Annotated in this window: 15 protein-coding genes and 1 pseudogene; 6 read left to right on the top strand and 10 right to left on the bottom strand. The window is 74.6% G+C overall.

From position 1 onward, the window contains the following. Positions 1-3 precede the first annotated feature (3 nt). The 3 genes from thyX (at position 4) to A3CO_RS0123290 (ending at position 3,539) form a co-directional block, all read left to right on the top strand. Complete coding sequence (gene thyX / locus A3CO_RS0123300; RefSeq protein WP_018334665.1) at positions 4-753, top strand: FAD-dependent thymidylate synthase; 750 nt, start codon at positions 4-6, stop codon at positions 751-753. Positions 754-783: 30 nt separating this feature from the next. After that, positions 784-1,416, top strand: a complete 633-nt coding sequence (locus A3CO_RS0123295; RefSeq protein ID WP_018334664.1) for a TIGR03085 family metal-binding protein — start codon at positions 784-786, stop codon at positions 1,414-1,416. A gap of 443 nt (positions 1,417-1,859) precedes the next feature. Then, entirely contained in the window at positions 1,860-3,539 is a 1,680-nt protein-coding gene (locus A3CO_RS0123290) for a ribonuclease J (protein ID WP_026204915.1), read from the top strand. 40 nt (positions 3,540-3,579) lie between these two features. Here A3CO_RS0123290 and A3CO_RS0123285 read toward each other — a convergent pair whose 3' ends face one another. From A3CO_RS0123285 to A3CO_RS33975, 3 genes are read right to left on the bottom strand one after another with little or no spacing between them, the layout of a single operon-like run. Then, the gene (locus A3CO_RS0123285) at positions 3,580-3,957 is read right to left on the bottom strand and encodes an NUDIX hydrolase (RefSeq protein WP_018334662.1); all 378 of its coding nucleotides are present in this window, start codon (positions 3,955-3,957) and stop codon (positions 3,580-3,582) included. A gap of 9 nt (positions 3,958-3,966) precedes the next feature. Beyond that, positions 3,967-4,530 (bottom strand): TetR/AcrR family transcriptional regulator, encoded by a 564-nt coding sequence (locus tag A3CO_RS0123280; protein ID WP_018334661.1) that lies wholly within the window; start codon positions 4,528-4,530, stop codon positions 3,967-3,969. Between the two features lie 18 nt (positions 4,531-4,548). Further along, on the bottom strand, positions 4,549-5,403 hold the full coding sequence (locus tag A3CO_RS33975; protein ID WP_018334660.1) for an SAM-dependent methyltransferase: 855 nt from the start codon (positions 5,401-5,403) through the stop codon (positions 4,549-4,551). 146 nt (positions 5,404-5,549) lie between these two features. On the opposite strand from A3CO_RS33975, the gene A3CO_RS39815 reads away from it, so the two are divergent. Both A3CO_RS39815 and A3CO_RS39810 read left to right on the top strand, forming a co-directional pair. Next, positions 5,550-6,125: a hypothetical protein gene (locus A3CO_RS39815; protein ID WP_018334659.1), complete on the top strand. Its 576-nt coding sequence runs from the start codon at positions 5,550-5,552 to the stop codon at positions 6,123-6,125. Continuing rightward, positions 6,122-6,871 (top strand): trans-aconitate 2-methyltransferase, encoded by a 750-nt coding sequence (locus A3CO_RS39810; RefSeq protein ID WP_018334658.1) that lies wholly within the window; start codon positions 6,122-6,124, stop codon positions 6,869-6,871. The genes A3CO_RS39815 and A3CO_RS39810 overlap by 4 nt, the downstream gene beginning before the upstream one ends. A gap of 4 nt (positions 6,872-6,875) precedes the next feature. Here the strand turns inward: A3CO_RS39810 and A3CO_RS0123260 are convergent, their stop codons facing one another. Then, positions 6,876-7,862, bottom strand: a complete 987-nt coding sequence (locus A3CO_RS0123260; RefSeq protein ID WP_018334657.1) for an SDR family NAD(P)-dependent oxidoreductase — start codon at positions 7,860-7,862, stop codon at positions 6,876-6,878. Positions 7,863-7,935: 73 nt separating this feature from the next. On the opposite strand from A3CO_RS0123260, the pseudogene A3CO_RS0123255 reads away from it, so the two are divergent. Further along, positions 7,936-8,850 (top strand): annotated as a pseudogene (locus A3CO_RS0123255) (AraC family transcriptional regulator); the annotation flags it as partial. Between the two features lie 32 nt (positions 8,851-8,882). On the opposite strand, the gene A3CO_RS39805 reads toward A3CO_RS0123255, so the two are convergent. The 6 genes from A3CO_RS39805 to A3CO_RS0123225 are packed head-to-tail and all read right to left on the bottom strand — an operon-like array spanning position 8,883 to position 14,920. After that, positions 8,883-9,893, bottom strand: coding sequence for an amidohydrolase family protein (locus A3CO_RS39805; protein ID WP_018334655.1), 1,011 nt, complete (start codon positions 9,891-9,893; stop codon positions 8,883-8,885). Next, positions 9,890-10,882: a fumarylacetoacetate hydrolase family protein gene (locus A3CO_RS0123245; protein ID WP_018334654.1), complete on the bottom strand. Its 993-nt coding sequence runs from the start codon at positions 10,880-10,882 to the stop codon at positions 9,890-9,892. The genes A3CO_RS39805 and A3CO_RS0123245 overlap by 4 nt, the downstream gene beginning before the upstream one ends. Beyond that, positions 10,882-11,817, bottom strand: coding sequence for a VOC family protein (locus A3CO_RS0123240; protein ID WP_018334653.1), 936 nt, complete (start codon positions 11,815-11,817; stop codon positions 10,882-10,884). The genes A3CO_RS0123245 and A3CO_RS0123240 overlap by 1 nt, the downstream gene beginning before the upstream one ends. A gap of 12 nt (positions 11,818-11,829) precedes the next feature. After that, positions 11,830-12,987 (bottom strand): FAD-dependent monooxygenase, encoded by a 1,158-nt coding sequence (locus A3CO_RS0123235; protein WP_018334652.1) that lies wholly within the window; start codon positions 12,985-12,987, stop codon positions 11,830-11,832. Next, the gene (locus A3CO_RS0123230) at positions 12,987-13,991 is read right to left on the bottom strand and encodes a cyclase family protein (RefSeq protein ID WP_018334651.1); all 1,005 of its coding nucleotides are present in this window, start codon (positions 13,989-13,991) and stop codon (positions 12,987-12,989) included. Before A3CO_RS0123230 ends, A3CO_RS0123235 begins: the two co-directional genes overlap by 1 nt. Beyond that, positions 13,988-14,920, bottom strand: a complete 933-nt coding sequence (locus tag A3CO_RS0123225; protein ID WP_018334650.1) for a fumarylacetoacetate hydrolase family protein — start codon at positions 14,918-14,920, stop codon at positions 13,988-13,990. The genes A3CO_RS0123230 and A3CO_RS0123225 overlap by 4 nt, the downstream gene beginning before the upstream one ends. Positions 14,921-14,971 lie beyond the last annotated feature (51 nt).

Below are 14,971 nucleotides of genomic sequence, written 5' to 3'. Positions count from 1 at the left end.
ACCGTGGACACCGTGACGCCCCGGGTGCAGCTCATCGCGAAGACCGAGTTCGTCCCGCCGGCCGACGTGCCGTGGGAGACCGACGCCGACGGCGGCCAGGCGCTCGCCGAGTTCGCGGGCCGGGCCTGCTACCAGTCGTGGTCCAAGCCGAACCCGGTGACGGCCACCAACGCGGGCTACCTGCGGCACATCCTCGAGGTCGGGCACCTGTCGGTGCTCGAGCACGGGACGGTGAGCTTCTACCTGACCGGGATGTCGCGCAGCCTCACCCACGAGCTGATCCGCCACCGGCACTTCTCCTACTCGCAGCTCTCGCAGCGCTACGTCCCCGAGTCCGACGCGGCGATGGTCGAGCCCGCCGTGATCGCCGACGACCCCGAGCTGCACGCGCTGTTCGAGGAGGCCTCGGCTGCGGCGCTGGCCTCCTACGAGAAGCTGCTCGCCGGTCTCGAGGAGCGGTTCGCCGACGAGCCGAACCGCACGCTGCGCCGCAAGCAGGCCCGGCAGGCGGCCCGGGCCGTGCTGCCCAACGCCACCGAGACCCGCATCGTCGTCACCGGCAACTACCGCGCCTGGCGCCACTTCATCGCGATGCGCGCCTCCGAGCACGCCGACGTCGAGATCCGTGACCTCGCGATCCTGTGCCTCGAGGCCCTCCAGGCCGCGGTGCCCAACGTGTTCGCCGACTTCGTGATCAGCGAGCTGCCCGGCGGGTCGCGCGTGGCGTCCAGCCCCTTCGTGACGGAGGGGTAGAGCCACCCCTCGTCCGGGTAGGGACTGCGCATGAGTGGAGCAGCGGTCGCGGCCGCCGAGCGCAACGCCCTCGCCGACTCGCTGCTGCGCGAGGGACCCGACGCGCCGACCCTGTGCGGGGACTGGACCACGCGCGACCTCCTCGCCCACCTCGTCATCCGTGAGCGGCGCCCCGACGCCGCCCCCGGCATCCTGATCAAGCCGCTCTCGTTCTGGACCGAGCGCGTGCAGAAGCGCGCCGCCGCACAGGACTACGGCACCAACATCGCCGCGATCCGCAGCGGCCCGCCGCTGTGGAGCCCGATCGCCCTGCCGTTCCTCGTGGGCGTCGACGTGCAGGAGTACTTCATCCACCACGAGGACGTGCGGCGCGCCCAGGAGGGGTGGGCGCCGCGGCCGGCCGCCGACGAGCGCGACCGCATCCTGTGGTCGCAGCTCGGGCTGCTCGGCCGCCTGTCCTACCGGTCGAGCCCGGTCGGGGTGACCCTGCAGCGCCCGGACGGGGCGGAGCACGCCGTGAAGAGCGGCCCGCGCACCGTGACCATCGTCGGTGAGCCCGGCGAGCTGCTGCTGTTCAGCGCCGGTCGGGAGCAGGCCGTGGTGTCGTTCTCCGGCGAGCCCGCCGACGTGGCTGCGGTGAAGGGCACCGACCGCGGGCTCTGAGGCGGCCGCGACGACGCCGGGTGCCACCCGGCGGGTGACGTCGCGGACACCACCGCCCCGGTCCGACCGAGGCGACGCACCGCACCCGTCCTCGCGGTACGGTGAGTACGGCATGAGCACGACCGTGGACCCCGGCCCCCGACGGCCGACGAGGCGCGACACCGCTCATCGTCAACTCGGACTTCCCGCGGCTCACGAGCAGCCGCACCCGCGGGCGGCTGCCCGCGCACCCGGCGTCAGGAACGCGTCTGCCGGGAGCCGCCCCCTGACCAGGAGGAACCCATCTCCCACGTGACGAGTACCGGGGTCGCCCGGTGAGCCGATCGACCGCCCAGCGCCGCCGCAACGGCGGGGGCCAGAACCAGCAGGGTCAGGGCGGCCAGAACGCCCAGGTCCCGAAGCACGACCACGACTGCGGCGCGACGGGCACCCCGACCCAGTCCGTGCCCGACCCTGACGCCCACCCGAAGCCGCTCGCGGACGGCGCGCTGCGCGTCGTCGCGCTGGGCGGGGTCGGCGAGGTCGGCCGCAACATGACGGTGCTGGAGTACGGCGGCCGCATGCTGGTCGTCGACTGCGGCGTGCTCTTCCCCTCGGAGGACTCGCCCGGCGTCGACCTCATCCTGCCCGACTTCCGTGCCATCGAGGACCGCCTCGACGCCGTCGACGCCCTCGTGCTGACCCACGGGCACGAGGACCACATCGGCGCGGTGCCGTTCCTGCTGCGCCAGAAGCCCGACCTGCTGATCGTCGGATCGCGCTTCACCCTCGCGCTGGTCGAGGCGAAGTGCCGCGAGCACCGCCTCACCCCGCACCTGCTCGAGGTGCGCGAGGGCGAGCGCGGCCACTACGGCTCGTTCGACTGCGAGTTCTTCGCGGTCAACCACTCCATCCCCGACGCGCTCGCCGTCGCGGTCCGCACCCCCGGTGGCACCGTGCTGCACACCGGCGACATCAAGCTCGACCAGCTGCCCCTCGACGGCCGGCTCACCGACCTCGCGGGGTTCTCGCGGCTGGGCGACGAGGGCGTCGACCTGCTGCTGATCGACTCCACGAACGCCGAGGTCCCGGGCTTCGTCACTCCCGAGCGCGACATTGCGCCGGTGATCGACGACGTGTTCCGCACGGCCCCAAGCCGCCTGATCGTCGCCTGCTTCGCGAGCCACGTGCACCGCGTCCAGCAGGTGCTCACCGCCGCGCAGAAGCACCACCGGAAGGTCTGCTTCACGGGCCGGTCCATGGTGCGCAACATGGGCATCGCCGCCGACCTCGGCCTGCTCGAGATCCCCGAGGGCCTGCTCGTCGACCTCGACGACGCGCTCGCCATGCCCGAGCGCGACGTGGTGCTCGTGTCGACGGGGTCGCAGGGCGAGCCGCTCTCGGCGCTCGGGCGCATGGCGCGCGGCGACCACCGGCAGATCACGATCACCCCGGGCGACACCGTCGTCCTGCTGTCGTCGCTGATCCCGGGCAACGAGACCGCGGTGTTCGCCGTGATCAACGGTCTGACCCGGCTCGGCGCCGAGGTCATCCACTCCGGCGTCGCGAAGGTGCACGTCTCCGGCCACGCGAGCGCCGGCGAGCTGCTCTTCCTCTACAACGCGCTGCGCCCGCGCAACGTGATGCCGGTGCACGGCGAGTGGCGCCACCTGCGGGCCAACGCCGCGATCGCCCGCCGGACCGGGGTGCCCGCCGAGCGGGTCGTCATCGCCGAGGACGGCGTGGTGGTCGACCTGGTCGAGAAGAAGGCGAGCATCGTCGGCCGGGTCGAGGTCGGGCACGTCTACGTCGACGGCAACCAGGTCGGCGACGTCGGCGAGTCCACGCTCTCCGACCGCCTCGTCCTCGGTGAGGGCGGCTTCATCGCGATCACGGTGGCCGTGGAGGCCGCGACCGGGCGCGCCGTCGCCCCGCCGCGCATCTCCGGCCGCGGGTTCTCCGACGACCCGAAGGCGCTCGAGAACGTCGTCTCGCTGGTCGAGATGGAGCTCTCGCGCACCGAGGCGGAGGGCATCACCGACACCCACCGGATCGCGCAGGCGGTCCGCCGGGTGGTGGGCAAGTGGGTCGGCGAGACCTACCGCCGCCGCCCGATGATCGTGCCGACGGTGCTGCCCGTGTGAGCTCCGCTCAGGTGAGCACTGAGTGGGGCCATAGCCCCACTCAGTGCTCACGAGCGCGGAGCGCACCTCGCACGAACGACGGCAGGTCCGGCAGCACCAGGTCGACCTGCTCGGGGCGGTACCAGGCGACGTGCAGGCTCACGGCGACCTCGTCCGCCGGCGGCTCGACGACGGGTCGCGCGGCCACGTAGGTGGTCGCGATCCCGTCGACGAGGTCGCGGCCGAGGACCTTCCCGGCGCGGATGCGCACCCGGGTCTCCTCCAGGCAGCCGCGCTCCGCGGTGGCCCCGACCGACTCCCGCGCCTCGGGACGCCCGCCCGGCAGCACCGCGGGCGGGGTCTCACCGGGCCGGTGCAGGAGCAGCACGCCCGGGCGCGCGACGACCACCGCCAGCACCAGGTGGTTCGCCCTGCTCATGGGGCCTTCCTACCCTGACCGGCCGCGGTCGAGCAGGTCCACCACGCGTTCCCGACGACGGGTCTCGGTCGCCGCGGGCACGCGACCGGCGCGGCGCAGGGTCGCCAGACCGTGCAACGCCGCCCACCCGACCTCGGCGAGCTCGTCGTCACCGCCGAGCGCGGTGCGCACCGCGTCGAAGCCCTCGTGCAGCGGCGCGGGCGTGTCCGCGGCGGCGAAGGGGAGGGCGGCGAGGTCGAACATCGCGACGTAGACCGCCGGGCGGTCGGCGGCGAAGTCGAGGTAGGCCCCGGTGAGGGCGGCGACGGCGTCGCGTCCGTCCCGGCCGTCGATCGCCGCCCGCAGCGTCCGGGCGAGGTCGGCGAAGCCCTCCAGCGCGACCGCGGCGACGATCTCGTCCTTCCCTCCGGGGAAGTGGCCGTAGAGGACCGGCTGGCTGTACTCGATGCGGTCGGCGAGCCGCCGGGTCGTCACGGCGTCCCAGCCCTGGTCCTCGGCCAGTTCCCGGGCCGTGGCGACGATGCGCGCGTGCCGGTCCGCCCGCTCCCGGGCCCGCCGCTCCTGCGCTGTCACAGGCCGAATCTAGCAGTGCTAGCGACGCTGTTCCACGACTCCGACCGCGCCCAGGTGGTCCAGCGCGTAGCGGCCGCCGGCGCCGCGGTGGGGCCAGTCGACGACGTCGACCACGGGGCCGACCTCGGCGAGCGCCTCGCGGATCTCGGTGCGGCTCCGGGTGGTCACCCCGGCGAGGCCGCGGCTGTAGGTGCCGTCCAGCACGGCGACGGCCTTGCGGTGGGCGGGCGCGCCGTGGGTCGCGGCGAGCACGCTGCCGGGCGCGAGCAGGTCCCGCCACCGGCGCAGCAGGGCCGCGACGTCGTCGTGCACGAAGTGCAGCACCCCGCAGACGAGCAGGGCGATCGGGCGGGACAGGTCGATCGTGGCGGCGACCTCGGGCGTCGCGAGCACGCAGTCGGGGGCCCGGAGGTCGCCCCACGTGACGGAGACGCCCGGCAGGTGGGAGACCAGCTCGCGGGCGTGGGCGACCACGACGGGGTCGAGGTCGACGTAGGCCACCCGCGCCTCGGGGTTCACCTGGTGCACGAAGCCGTGCACGGACTGGATCGACGGGATACCGCAGCCCAGGTCGAGGAACTGGTCGATGCCGAGGGCGTGCGCGTGGCGCACGACGCGGCGGGCGAACGCCCGGTTCGCGCGGGTGCGGGCCTCGAGGAGCGGGTCGATCACCGACAGCGTGGCCACGGCCTCCCGGTCGACCGCGAAGTTGGCGCTGCCGCCGAGGAGGGCGTCGACGGTGCGGGCGAAGTTCGGCAGTTCGAGGTCGGCCGCGGTGGTGACGATCCCGTCCAGCTCGAGCCCGGCGTCGTAGGGGAGCCCGGTGCCCCGCGGCCCCGGCGGCGGTGGCGCCGGGTAGTACTCGACCTGCATGTGGTCACTCCTTCGGACGTGCCTCTCCCACGATGTCGCGACGACACGTCGAACCGTGAGCCCACGAACGAGTGAATTCCCAACGCAGCGTCGCCCACGAGGTCGAACCGGCGGGTGCGGCACCGCGATGGTCGACACTGGACCTCGTGACGATCGTGGCCACGCGGGTCAGCACGGTGACCTCCCCGACGCTGCTGCTCGCCGTGCTGTACCCGGTGGTCGGCGCCCTGGCCGCGGGCCCGCCCGGGATCGCGTGGTCGCTCCTGGGGATGGTCTTCACGGTGGTGATCCCCGCCGCGATCGTCGACGTCGGGGTCCGCCGCGGCCGCTACACCGACCACCACCTCTCCCGCCGCGAGCAGCGGGCCGTCCCCCTCGGGCTCGCGGCCTTGTCCGTGCTGGTCGGACTGGTGGTGCTGTGGCTGGCCGGCGCCCCCCGCGCGATCGTCGCGCTGCAGGTCGCGGTGCTCGCCACGGTGCTCGTGGCCACGACGGTCACCCTCTGGTGGAAGGTCAGCTTCCACGTCGCGGTGGTGGCCGCGGCCGCCGCCGTGCTCACACTGCTCGGCGGCGGCTGGTGGGCGCTCGCCTGGCTCGCCGTTCCGATGGTGGCGTGGGCGCGCCTGACGCTGACCGCCCACACGCTCGCGCAGGTGATCGTCGGCGGCCTGCTCGGCGCCGGCGTGAGCGGGCTGGTCCTGATCGTCGCCGGCGTAGCGTGACCGGCGTGGCCACGACCTGGGACCCGGCCCTCTACCTGAACTTCGACGACCACCGCTCCCGCCCGTTCGCCGACCTGCTCGCGCGCATCGGGGCGCAGGCCCCGCGCCACGTCGTCGACGCGGGCTGCGGGCCGGGCCACCTCACGGCGGTCCTCGCGGCGCGGTGGCCGGACGCGCGGGTGAGCGCGTTCGACTCGTCCCCGGCGATGGTCGCCGCCGCCCGCGAGCGCGGCGTCGAGGCCACCGAGCAGGACGTCGAGACCTGGGCGCCCGAGGGTGACGTCATCGTCTCCAACGCCGTGCTCCAGTGGGTCCCCGGGCACCGCGCGCTGCTGCGTCGCTGGCTCGCGGCCCTTCCCGACGCCGGGTGGCTGGCCGTCCAGGTGCCGGGCAACTTCACCGCGCCGTCGCACGTGCTGGCCCGCGAGGTCGCCGACCGGTTCGACGTGCCGCTGCGCCACGACAACACGGTCGCCGAGCCCGCGGAGTACGCCGCGGACCTCGCCGTGGCGGCCGCGGTCGACGTCTGGGAGACGACCTACCTGCAGCGGCTGACCGGCGAGGACCCGGTGCTGCACTGGATCTCGGGCACGGCGCTGCGCCCGGTCCGCGACGCTCTCTCCGACGCCGCGTACCGCGACTACGTCGAGCTCCTCGCGCCGCGCCTGCGCGAGGCCTACCCCACGAACCCCGACGGCTCGACCTGGTTCCCGTTCCGCCGCATCTTCCTGGTCGCCCGGCGGTAGCAGTTCAGGCGTCGAGGCGTTCGCTCAGCTCCCAGAGCCGGCGGGCGTCGTCGGGGTCGAGCATCGCCGAGTTGGCGTCGGCGGGGACGCTGTCGGCGGTCAGCGGGCGGTCCTCGTCGTCGAGCACGGCGATGTCGGCGTCCTTGAGGTAGACCCCGCCGTGCCCGTCGAGCAGCGGGCTGGCCGCGCCGAACACGATGGCGGCGGCGCCCTGCTCGATCGTCTTCTTCCCCGCCTCCGGGGCGATGATCGTGGTGCCCTGCTCGTCGATGAGGCCCTGCGCGCGGTAGGAGTCGACCCGGCCAGCGGCGTGGGGCCCGGGGCCGATGACCACACCCGGGTGGACCGCGAACGCGCGGATGCCGTCGTCGGCGTGGCGACGGTCGAGTTCGACGGTGAAGAGGACGTTGGCCCGCTTGGACTGGGCGTAGGCGGCGAGCGGGGAGTAGTCGGTCGCGAGGTCGAGGTCGTCCCAGTGGATCGAACCGATCCGGGCGGCCCCCGAGGTCACGGTGACGACGCGGGCCCCGCCCGCCGCGCGCAGGGCCGGGAGCAGGGCCCGGGTGAGCCGGAAGTGACCGAGGTGGGAGGTCGAGAACGACAGTTCGTGGCCGCGGGCGTCGACGCGGCGCTCGGGGCTGTTGAGCACGGCCGCGTTGTTGACGAGCATGTGGAGCGGGCGTCCGGAGTCGAGCCACCGGGCGGCGAAGGGGTCGATCGAGGCCGGGTCGGCGAGGTCCAGCGGCTCGACCCGCACGGCTCCGTTGTCCGCGACGTCCGCGAGGATGCCGGCGGCGCGGTCGACGTCGCGGGCCGCGACGGTCACCCGGGCGCCGGCGGCGGCGAGGGCACGCGTGACCTCCCGGCCCAGCCGGCTGTGGCCCCCGGTGACGATCGCCTCGCGCCCGTGCAGGTCCACGCCCGCGAGGACGTCGGCGGCGGTGTTCGCGGCGGTGAAGGGGGAGGGGAGCGGGGCCTGTGCGGTGGTCATACCGTCAGCGTCGTCCCGCGGCGCCGGACGCGGAATCATTGCGCGTCCCGTTCTCCTGCGCGAGAGTACGGCGATGACCACCGTGTTCCCGACGGACACGCTCTCCGACGTCCTCGAGCAGGTCGAGGTCCGCGGCATGATGACCGGCGGGTTCGCGGTCCGCGAGGCCTGGGTGTCCCGCGGCGCGGTGTCCACGCCGCTGAAGCTCGTCGCGCTGGTCGCGGGGTCGGCACGGCTGCGCGTCGACGGACCGGGTGGGCCGGAGGGACCGGTCGAGCTGGCGCGCGGCGACGTCGTCCTGCTCAACCACCGCACCCACCTCGACGTGCGCGGCGGCCGGGGCGACGGCCCGCCGGTCGAGCTGGTCCCCGAGGCGGGCTTCGACTCGGCGGCCCTGGCCGCGGCCGACCCCGCCATCGACGACGTGATGGTGGGCGGCGCGATCCGGGTGGGCCCCGCCGGACTCGACCTGCTCGCGTCCGCGCTGCCCGGCCTCGTCCACGTCCGCGGCGCGACCCCCGCGGCCGCGCGGCTGGCCGGCCTCGTCGACCAGCTCGTCGTCGAGGCGTCGAGCCCCCGGCTCGGGTCGGCCTTCGCGATCCGGCAGCTGGGCCAGCTGATCCTCCTCGAGTTCCTGCGCGCCTACCTCGAGCAGGAGGAACCGCCGACGGGCTGGCTCCGACTGCTGGCCGACGAGCAGCTCGCCCCCGCTCTGCGGCTCGTCCACGACCAGCCCGGGCGCTCGTGGGACCTGGTCGGGCTCGCCCGGGCCGCGGGCATGTCCCGGACGTCCTTCGCCGAACGCTTCCGCGCGGTCGCTGGCGTCCCGCCCCTCGCCTACCTGGCGCGCTGGCGGATGGTGCTCGCACAGCGCGCCCTGCGGGACCCCGACGTCCGGGTCGGCGCGCTCGCCACCGAGCTGGGCTACGGGTCGGAGAGCGCCTTCAGCACGGCGTTCAAGCGGGAGGTGGGCGAGTCCCCGGTGCACTACCGGCGGCGGCTGCTCTCCGGGCCGGACCCTCAGACCTCCACCCGGGCCGGGGCCAGCAGTTCGGCGGCGTTCCCGCCCCGGATCCGCTCGGCGTCGGCCGGGTCCAGCCCAGCGGCGGCGAGCCGGTCCAGCGGGTCGGTCACGGCCATGTCGAACGGGTAGTCGGTCCCGAGCAGCACGCGGTCCGCGCCCGCCACCGCGACGAGGTGCCGCAGCGCCTCGGGGGTGTAGACGAGCGCGTCGAACCACAGCCGCCGCAGCGCGGTGCTCGGCGGTGCGGCCGCGGCCCGGTCGTCGGGACGCGCGTGCCAGGCGTGGTCCTGGCGGGCCGTGCCGGACGGGAAGAACCCGCCGCCGTGCGCGGCGAGCAACCGGCACCCGTCGTCGGGAAGGCCCGCGGCGACCAGCCGGGAGAGGGCGACCGTCGTCTCGACCGGGTTCCCGACGGTGTTCGACAGGTAGCCGACGTCGAGCCGCTCGCCCAGCGTGCAGCCCCACGGGTGGACGAAGACGACCGCCTCGAGTTCGGCGGCCACCGCCCAGAAGCCGGCCAGGTCGGGGTCGTCGAGTTCCCGACGACGGCCGTCGGGGCCCGTCACGTGGGTGGAGACCTCGACGCCGCGCAGCCCGTCGCGGACGGCCTGCCGCAGCACGGCGACGGCGAGGTCGGGGTGCTGCAGCGGGGCCGTGCCGAGGCCGACGAGCCGGTCCGGGGCGCCCGCGCAGTGCTCCAGGACCCCGGTGTTCACGACGTCGGCGTAGGCCGTGGCGAGGTCGCGGTCGGCCCACGGGTGGTGGATCGGCATCGGGCTGACCAGCTGGCGCTCGATCCCGGCCGCGTCCATCGCGGCGAGCCGGTGGTCGAGGCGGGTCAGGGCCGGGCCGAGGGCCGCGATCTGCTCGCGGTTGACCCGACTGCTCGCCGCCCCGGCCGCCCGGCCCTCGGCCGCCCGGGCCGCGCCGAGCTCGGGCCGGTCCGCGACGAGCGCCTCGGCGCCCGGGACGAGCAGGTGGGCGTGGACGTCGGTCGTGGGGCTCATCCCCAAGCTCCTGACGGTGTGGCGCTGCTGGCGTCCAGTGCACGCAGTGACGCATTGCTGGCACGGGAACGTGCCCGGGCGGGCGGGATCGGGACCGGGTCGACGCCGGGGACGACCCGGCTCGTGAGCGTCCCGATGCCCTCGACCGACAGCGACACGACGCTGCCCGAGCGCAGGGGCGGCAGCTCGTCGTGCGACGTCCCGCGACCCCACAGCTCGCCCAGGCACCCGCCGTGCCCGCAGGTGCCCGAGCCCAGCACGTCGCCGGGGCGTACCTCGGTGCCGCGCGAGGCGTACGCGACGAGGTCGCCGAAGGTCCACGCCATGTTCGAGAGCCGGTCGGTGCCCACCACGACGCCGTCGACCCGCGCCTCCAGCGCGAGGTCGAGGTCGGTGAACTCGTCGGCCGTGACCAGCCACGGGCCGAGGGTCGTCGCCGTGTCCTTGCCCTTCGCCGGCCCGAGCCCGACCTGCATCTCGGCGGACTGCAGGTCCCGCGCCGACCAGTCGTTGAGGATCGTGAACCCCGCGATGGCGGCCGTGCCCTGCTCCGGGGTGAGGTCGCGCCCGGTCCGGCCGATCACCGCCGCCACCTCGAGCTCGAAGTCCAGCACGGCCGACCCCGGGGGCACCGGCACGTCGTCGGCCGGGCCGAGGGTGGCGTACGGGTTGGAGAAGTAGAACGCGGGCGCGGCATACCAGGCGTCGGGGACGCCCGCGAGCTGCCGCATGCCCTCGACGTGCTCCTCGAAGGTGACGAAGTCCCGCACCGTCGGTGGCTGCAGCGGGGCGAGCAGACGCACGGCGTCCAGCGCCACGGGCGGCGCCGACAGCGCGGCCTCGCCCGCCTCGAGCAGGGTCCCGGCGCGCAGCAGGTCGAGCACCGTGTCCGGGGCGTCGAGCACGTGCACGGCGTCGGCAGGGTCTCCGACCACCCGCCCGACCCGCGCCGACCCGGCGTCGGGAAGGACGACCGTGGCGATACGCATCAGACCGGGGGAGCGACGAAGACGCCGCGGTCGACCTCGTTGAACGACTTCTTCGCGACGAACTCGCTCATCGGGTTCGCCGTGCCCCACTGGTCGGAGACCTCGGGCCGCGTGACGTCGTACAGCGACGGGTGCCAGGTGTCCTCGTCGAGGCACTCCAGCTCGGTCGTGTACTCGACGGTGTTGCCGTGCGGGTCGAGGAAGTAGGAGAACGTGTTGTTCCCGGCCATGTGCCGTCCGGGGCCCCACACCTTCTCGACGCCGGCCCGCAGCAGGCGTCCGGTCCCGCGCATGTACTCGTCGATGCCGCGGAGCTCGAACGAGGCGTGGTGCAGCGAGACGTGCGGGCATCGGGCGATCGCGAGCGAGTGGTGCTGGGGGTTGCAGCGCAGGAAATACATCATCTCGCCCAGGTGGGGCGAGTAGAGGGTGTCGGAGAGCCGGAAGTCCAGGTGCCGGTCGTACCAGGCCACGAGCGCCTCGGGCTGCGGCGAGTTGATCACCACGTGCGAGAGCTTGACGGGCACCGACTCGCCCTCCTCCACCTTCCGGTGGGCGCGCACGGCGACGTCGGCGGACACCTCGACGGTCCGGCCCTCGAGATCGAAGAACCGGAAGCCGTAGCCGCCGCCCGGCGTCTGCAGCTTGTCGGGCGTCGTCACGAGCGTGACGCCCCCGGTGCCGAGCTTCTCGGCCAGCGCGTCGACGTCGGCCGGGGTCTCGGCCCCGAACGCGATGAGGTCGACCCGCTTCTCCGCGGCCTGCCGCAGCCGCACCTGGTACTGCTCCGGCGAGCCCGCGGCGGCGAGGAACGCGATGCCGGTGTCGACGGTCTCCGGGGAGAGCTGCCAGAGGTCGCGGTAGAACTCGAGCTGGCGGTCGTAGTCGGGCACGGCGAGGTCGACGTGCCGGAGGTGGGTGATCAGGCGGTCCATGTCTGGTCCTCGTTACGGGCGCTGCGCGAGCAGCGCGGAGGTGCGGCCCATCAGGCCGGGGACGTCGGCCGTGCCGCCGGCCTGCGGCGGTGGCTCGTGGTCGAGCAGCCAGCGGGCCAGCTGCACCGAGCCGGCCACCACCGCTCCGGCCCGTTCCCGACGACGGGTGGCGTAGGCCGTGAGCGCGGTGTCGGTGTCGTCGTGGGCGGTCAGCTCGTCGACCAGGACGCTCGCGTCCTCGAGGGCCATCGCTGCGCCCTGGGCGAGGGTGGGCGGGCAGGAGTGGGCGGCGTCGCCGACCAGCACGACGCGCCCGCGGTGCCACGGCCCGTCGACGATGTGGTGGGTGAACCAGGTGTAGTTGACCCGGTCCGCGTCGGTCATCCGGTCCCGGATCTCGGTCCAGGGCCCGCCGTACCGCCCGGCCAGCTCGCGCATCGTCGCGAGGCGCTCCTCCGGGGTGAGGGCCGACCGGTCGCGCCCTTCCCCCGTCGCTCCGCTCGCCCCACCGGCGTCCTCGACGAGGTAGGCGTAGATCGAGTCCTCGCCCGTCGGGCAGTACCCGGCGATGTAGGCGGCGCCGCCGTAGGCGAGGTCGGTGCGGGTGATGCTCTCGGGCCGCGTCGTGAAGACCCGCCAGATGCCCATGCCGAGCGGCTCGGGACGGGTGTCGATCCCGAGCTCCGCGCGGACCCCGGAGTGGAGCCCGTCCGCGGCGACGACGAGGTCCCAGGTGCCGGACGTGCCGTCGTCGAGGGTGGCGTGGCCGTCGGCGTCGACGTGCGTGACGCGCGTGCCGGTCCGCACCGTGGCCCCGGCGGCGCCCGCCTGCTCCAGCAGCAGCGTGGCCATGACGGCGCGCGGCATCCCGACCGTCGCCGGCAGGTCCTCCCCGCCGGTGCGCGCGTCGGGGATGACGGCGAGGACGGTGCCGTCAGGCGCGCGGAGCCCGACCTCGTCGAAGGCGTAGCCGTGGGCGAGGATCGCGTCGAGGACGCCCAGCTCGCGGAACACCCGCAGCGCGTTGCCCTGCAGGGTGATGCCCGAACCGGCGGTCCCGACGTCGGGGGTGGCCTCGACGAGGTCGACGGCCACGCCCGCACGGGCGAGCAGGATCGCGGCGGCCGCGCCGGCGGCGCCGCCGCCGACGACCAGGGCCGAACCGATCATCACCGCACCGCGATCGGGTTGACGGGGGAGCCGACGGCGCCGGTGATCCGCAGGGGGGCCGCCGTCAGGAAGAAGTCGTACCGACCGTCGGCGGCGCAGGCGTCGGCCAGCCCGTCGAGGTCCCACATCTCGCCGAGGAACAGGCCGAGGTGCGGGATCGCGACCTGGTGCAGCGGCTGGAAGGCGACGTCGAACTCGTTGGGCCGGACCTCGACTCCCCAGGTGTCGGTGGCGATCGCGGCGACGTCGGAGCCGTGCAGCCAGTCCAGCGTGGTGAACGACAGGCCGGGGGCGGGCCCGCCGGCGTAGCCGCCCCAGCCCTCGCGGCGGGTGCGGGCGTACTGGCCGGTGCGGACGACGACGATGTCGCCGGGGCGGACCTCGACGCCGTGGCGCCAGGCGATCTCGTCGAGGTCGTCGGCGGTGATCGGATAGGAGTCGGGCAGTTCGCCGCGCTCGTCGCCGAGCACCCGGCCGGCGTCGAGCAGGACCCCGCGTCCGGCGAGGTGGGCGGCGGCGGTCTCGATGCCGGTGACCCGGTCGCCCTCGACCCGCACCACGTCGGCGGCGTCCCGGCCGTTCCAGGCCTTGCCGTGGTCGAAGATGTGGCCGAGGCCGTCCCACTGGGTGGAGCACTGCAGCGGCATCGCGATGACGTCGTCGGCGCCGCCGATGCCGTGCGGGAACTCGCCGTCGAGGGCCTCGTGGCCGGTGCCGAGCATCGTGTGCACCGGGTTGGTGCGCTTCTTCCAGCCGTTCTGCGGCCCGCCCTCGTCGAACGGCTGGGAGAGCGAGAACGCCTCCCCGGTCCGCACGCACGCCGCACCTTCCAGCCGCTTGGCCGGGGTGAGCAGGTTGAGCGAGCCCAGGACGTCGTCGGCACCCCACCGGCCCCAGCGGGAGTCGCGGGCGACGACGGCGGCGACGGCCCCCTCGGGGTCCGCCGGGTCGTGTCCGGCGGCGAGGACCGCGGTGCGGTCGGTGGTGGGGACGGTGGCGGTCACGGCGCCACGACCCGGGTGCGCTGCGTGCCGAGGTCGACGCCCGGGCCGGTGATCGCGCCGATCATGACGTCGCCGTCGCGCAGCAGCCGGCCGCGCGCCATGCCGTTGCCGGCCGGGCTGCCGGTGAGCACCAGGTCGCCCGGACGCAGCGGCGTGATCTCCGCGGCCGCGGCGACCAGGGCCGCGACGTCGAAGAGCATGTCCTTCGTCGTCTCGTCCTGCATCACCTCGCCGTCGAGCTCCAGGCGGATGTGCAGGTCGGCGGGGTCGACGTCGCGGGCCGGGACGAGCCACGGGCCGAGCGGGGTGAAGCCGGGGCCGTTCTTCGCACGGAACCAGTCGGTGCCGATCTCGGGCATGTCCCGGCGGAACACCTGGTCGCGGGCCGTGAGGTCGTTGGCGACCGTGTACGCGGCGACGTGGTCGAGCGCGTGGGCGCGGTCGACGTGGAACGCCTCCCGTCCGATGACGGCGGCCAGCTCGAGCTCCCAGTCGAACTGCTGCGTCCAGGCCGGGATCGTGACGTCGTCGCTCGGCCCGGTGACCGCGCTCGGCAGCCCGACGAACAGGTAGGGCGTGCCCTCGGCGGCGCGGCGGTCCATCAGCGCCGCGACCTCGGCGCGGATCTCGGCGTCCGGCCGGGTGCCGCGTTCGGCGTGGTGGGCGGCCGCGAGGTCGATGACGTGGGTCCGGTAGTTCGCGCCGGACTGCAGGATCTGCCCGGGCGCGACCGGCGCGTGCACGGTCAGCTCCGCGAGCGGCGTGCCGCGCTCCTCGGCGCGGGCGTCGAGGGCTGGGAGCACCGCGTCCCAGTCGGCGAGCAGGGCCGCCGTGGTGGTGTCGAGGTCGACCACCTCGTCCGCCCCGGTGACGAGCCCGGCGAACCGGCGGTCGTCCCCGGGGCGCGAGAACGTCCCCAGCCTGATCATGGGCCCTCCGCGGTGAGAGTCGGTGTGGTGCACACGACTCTGCGGTGGCCT

The sequence above is a fragment of the Actinomycetospora chiangmaiensis DSM 45062 genome (genome assembly GCF_000379625.1).
GTDB classification, from domain to species: domain Bacteria; phylum Actinomycetota; class Actinomycetes; order Mycobacteriales; family Pseudonocardiaceae; genus Actinomycetospora; species Actinomycetospora chiangmaiensis.
Note: the sequence above shows the minus strand (reverse complement) of the source record. Positions and strands in the feature narration are given on the sequence as shown.

Excerpts from the sequence above, each read along its gene's own strand:
- A3CO_RS39805 (WP_018334655.1), bottom strand. The coding sequence starts at position 9,893 with ATGAGCCCCACGACCGACGTCCACGCCCACCTGCTCGTCCCGGGCGCC.
- A3CO_RS0123225 (WP_018334650.1), bottom strand. The coding sequence starts at position 14,920 with ATGATCAGGCTGGGGACGTTCTCGCGCCCCGGGGACGACCGCCGGTTC.
- A3CO_RS0123285 (WP_018334662.1), bottom strand. The coding sequence starts at position 3,957 with ATGAGCAGGGCGAACCACCTGGTGCTGGCGGTGGTCGTCGCGCGCCCG.
- A3CO_RS0123245 (WP_018334654.1), bottom strand. The coding sequence starts at position 10,882 with ATGCGTATCGCCACGGTCGTCCTTCCCGACGCCGGGTCGGCGCGGGTC.
- A3CO_RS0123295 (WP_018334664.1), top strand. The coding sequence starts at position 784 with ATGAGTGGAGCAGCGGTCGCGGCCGCCGAGCGCAACGCCCTCGCCGAC.
- A3CO_RS33975 (WP_018334660.1), bottom strand. The coding sequence starts at position 5,403 with ATGCAGGTCGAGTACTACCCGGCGCCACCGCCGCCGGGGCCGCGGGGC.
- A3CO_RS0123260 (WP_018334657.1), bottom strand. The coding sequence starts at position 7,862 with ATGACCACCGCACAGGCCCCGCTCCCCTCCCCCTTCACCGCCGCGAAC.
- A3CO_RS0123240 (WP_018334653.1), bottom strand. The coding sequence starts at position 11,817 with ATGGACCGCCTGATCACCCACCTCCGGCACGTCGACCTCGCCGTGCCC.
- A3CO_RS0123235 (WP_018334652.1), bottom strand. The coding sequence starts at position 12,987 with ATGATCGGTTCGGCCCTGGTCGTCGGCGGCGGCGCCGCCGGCGCGGCC.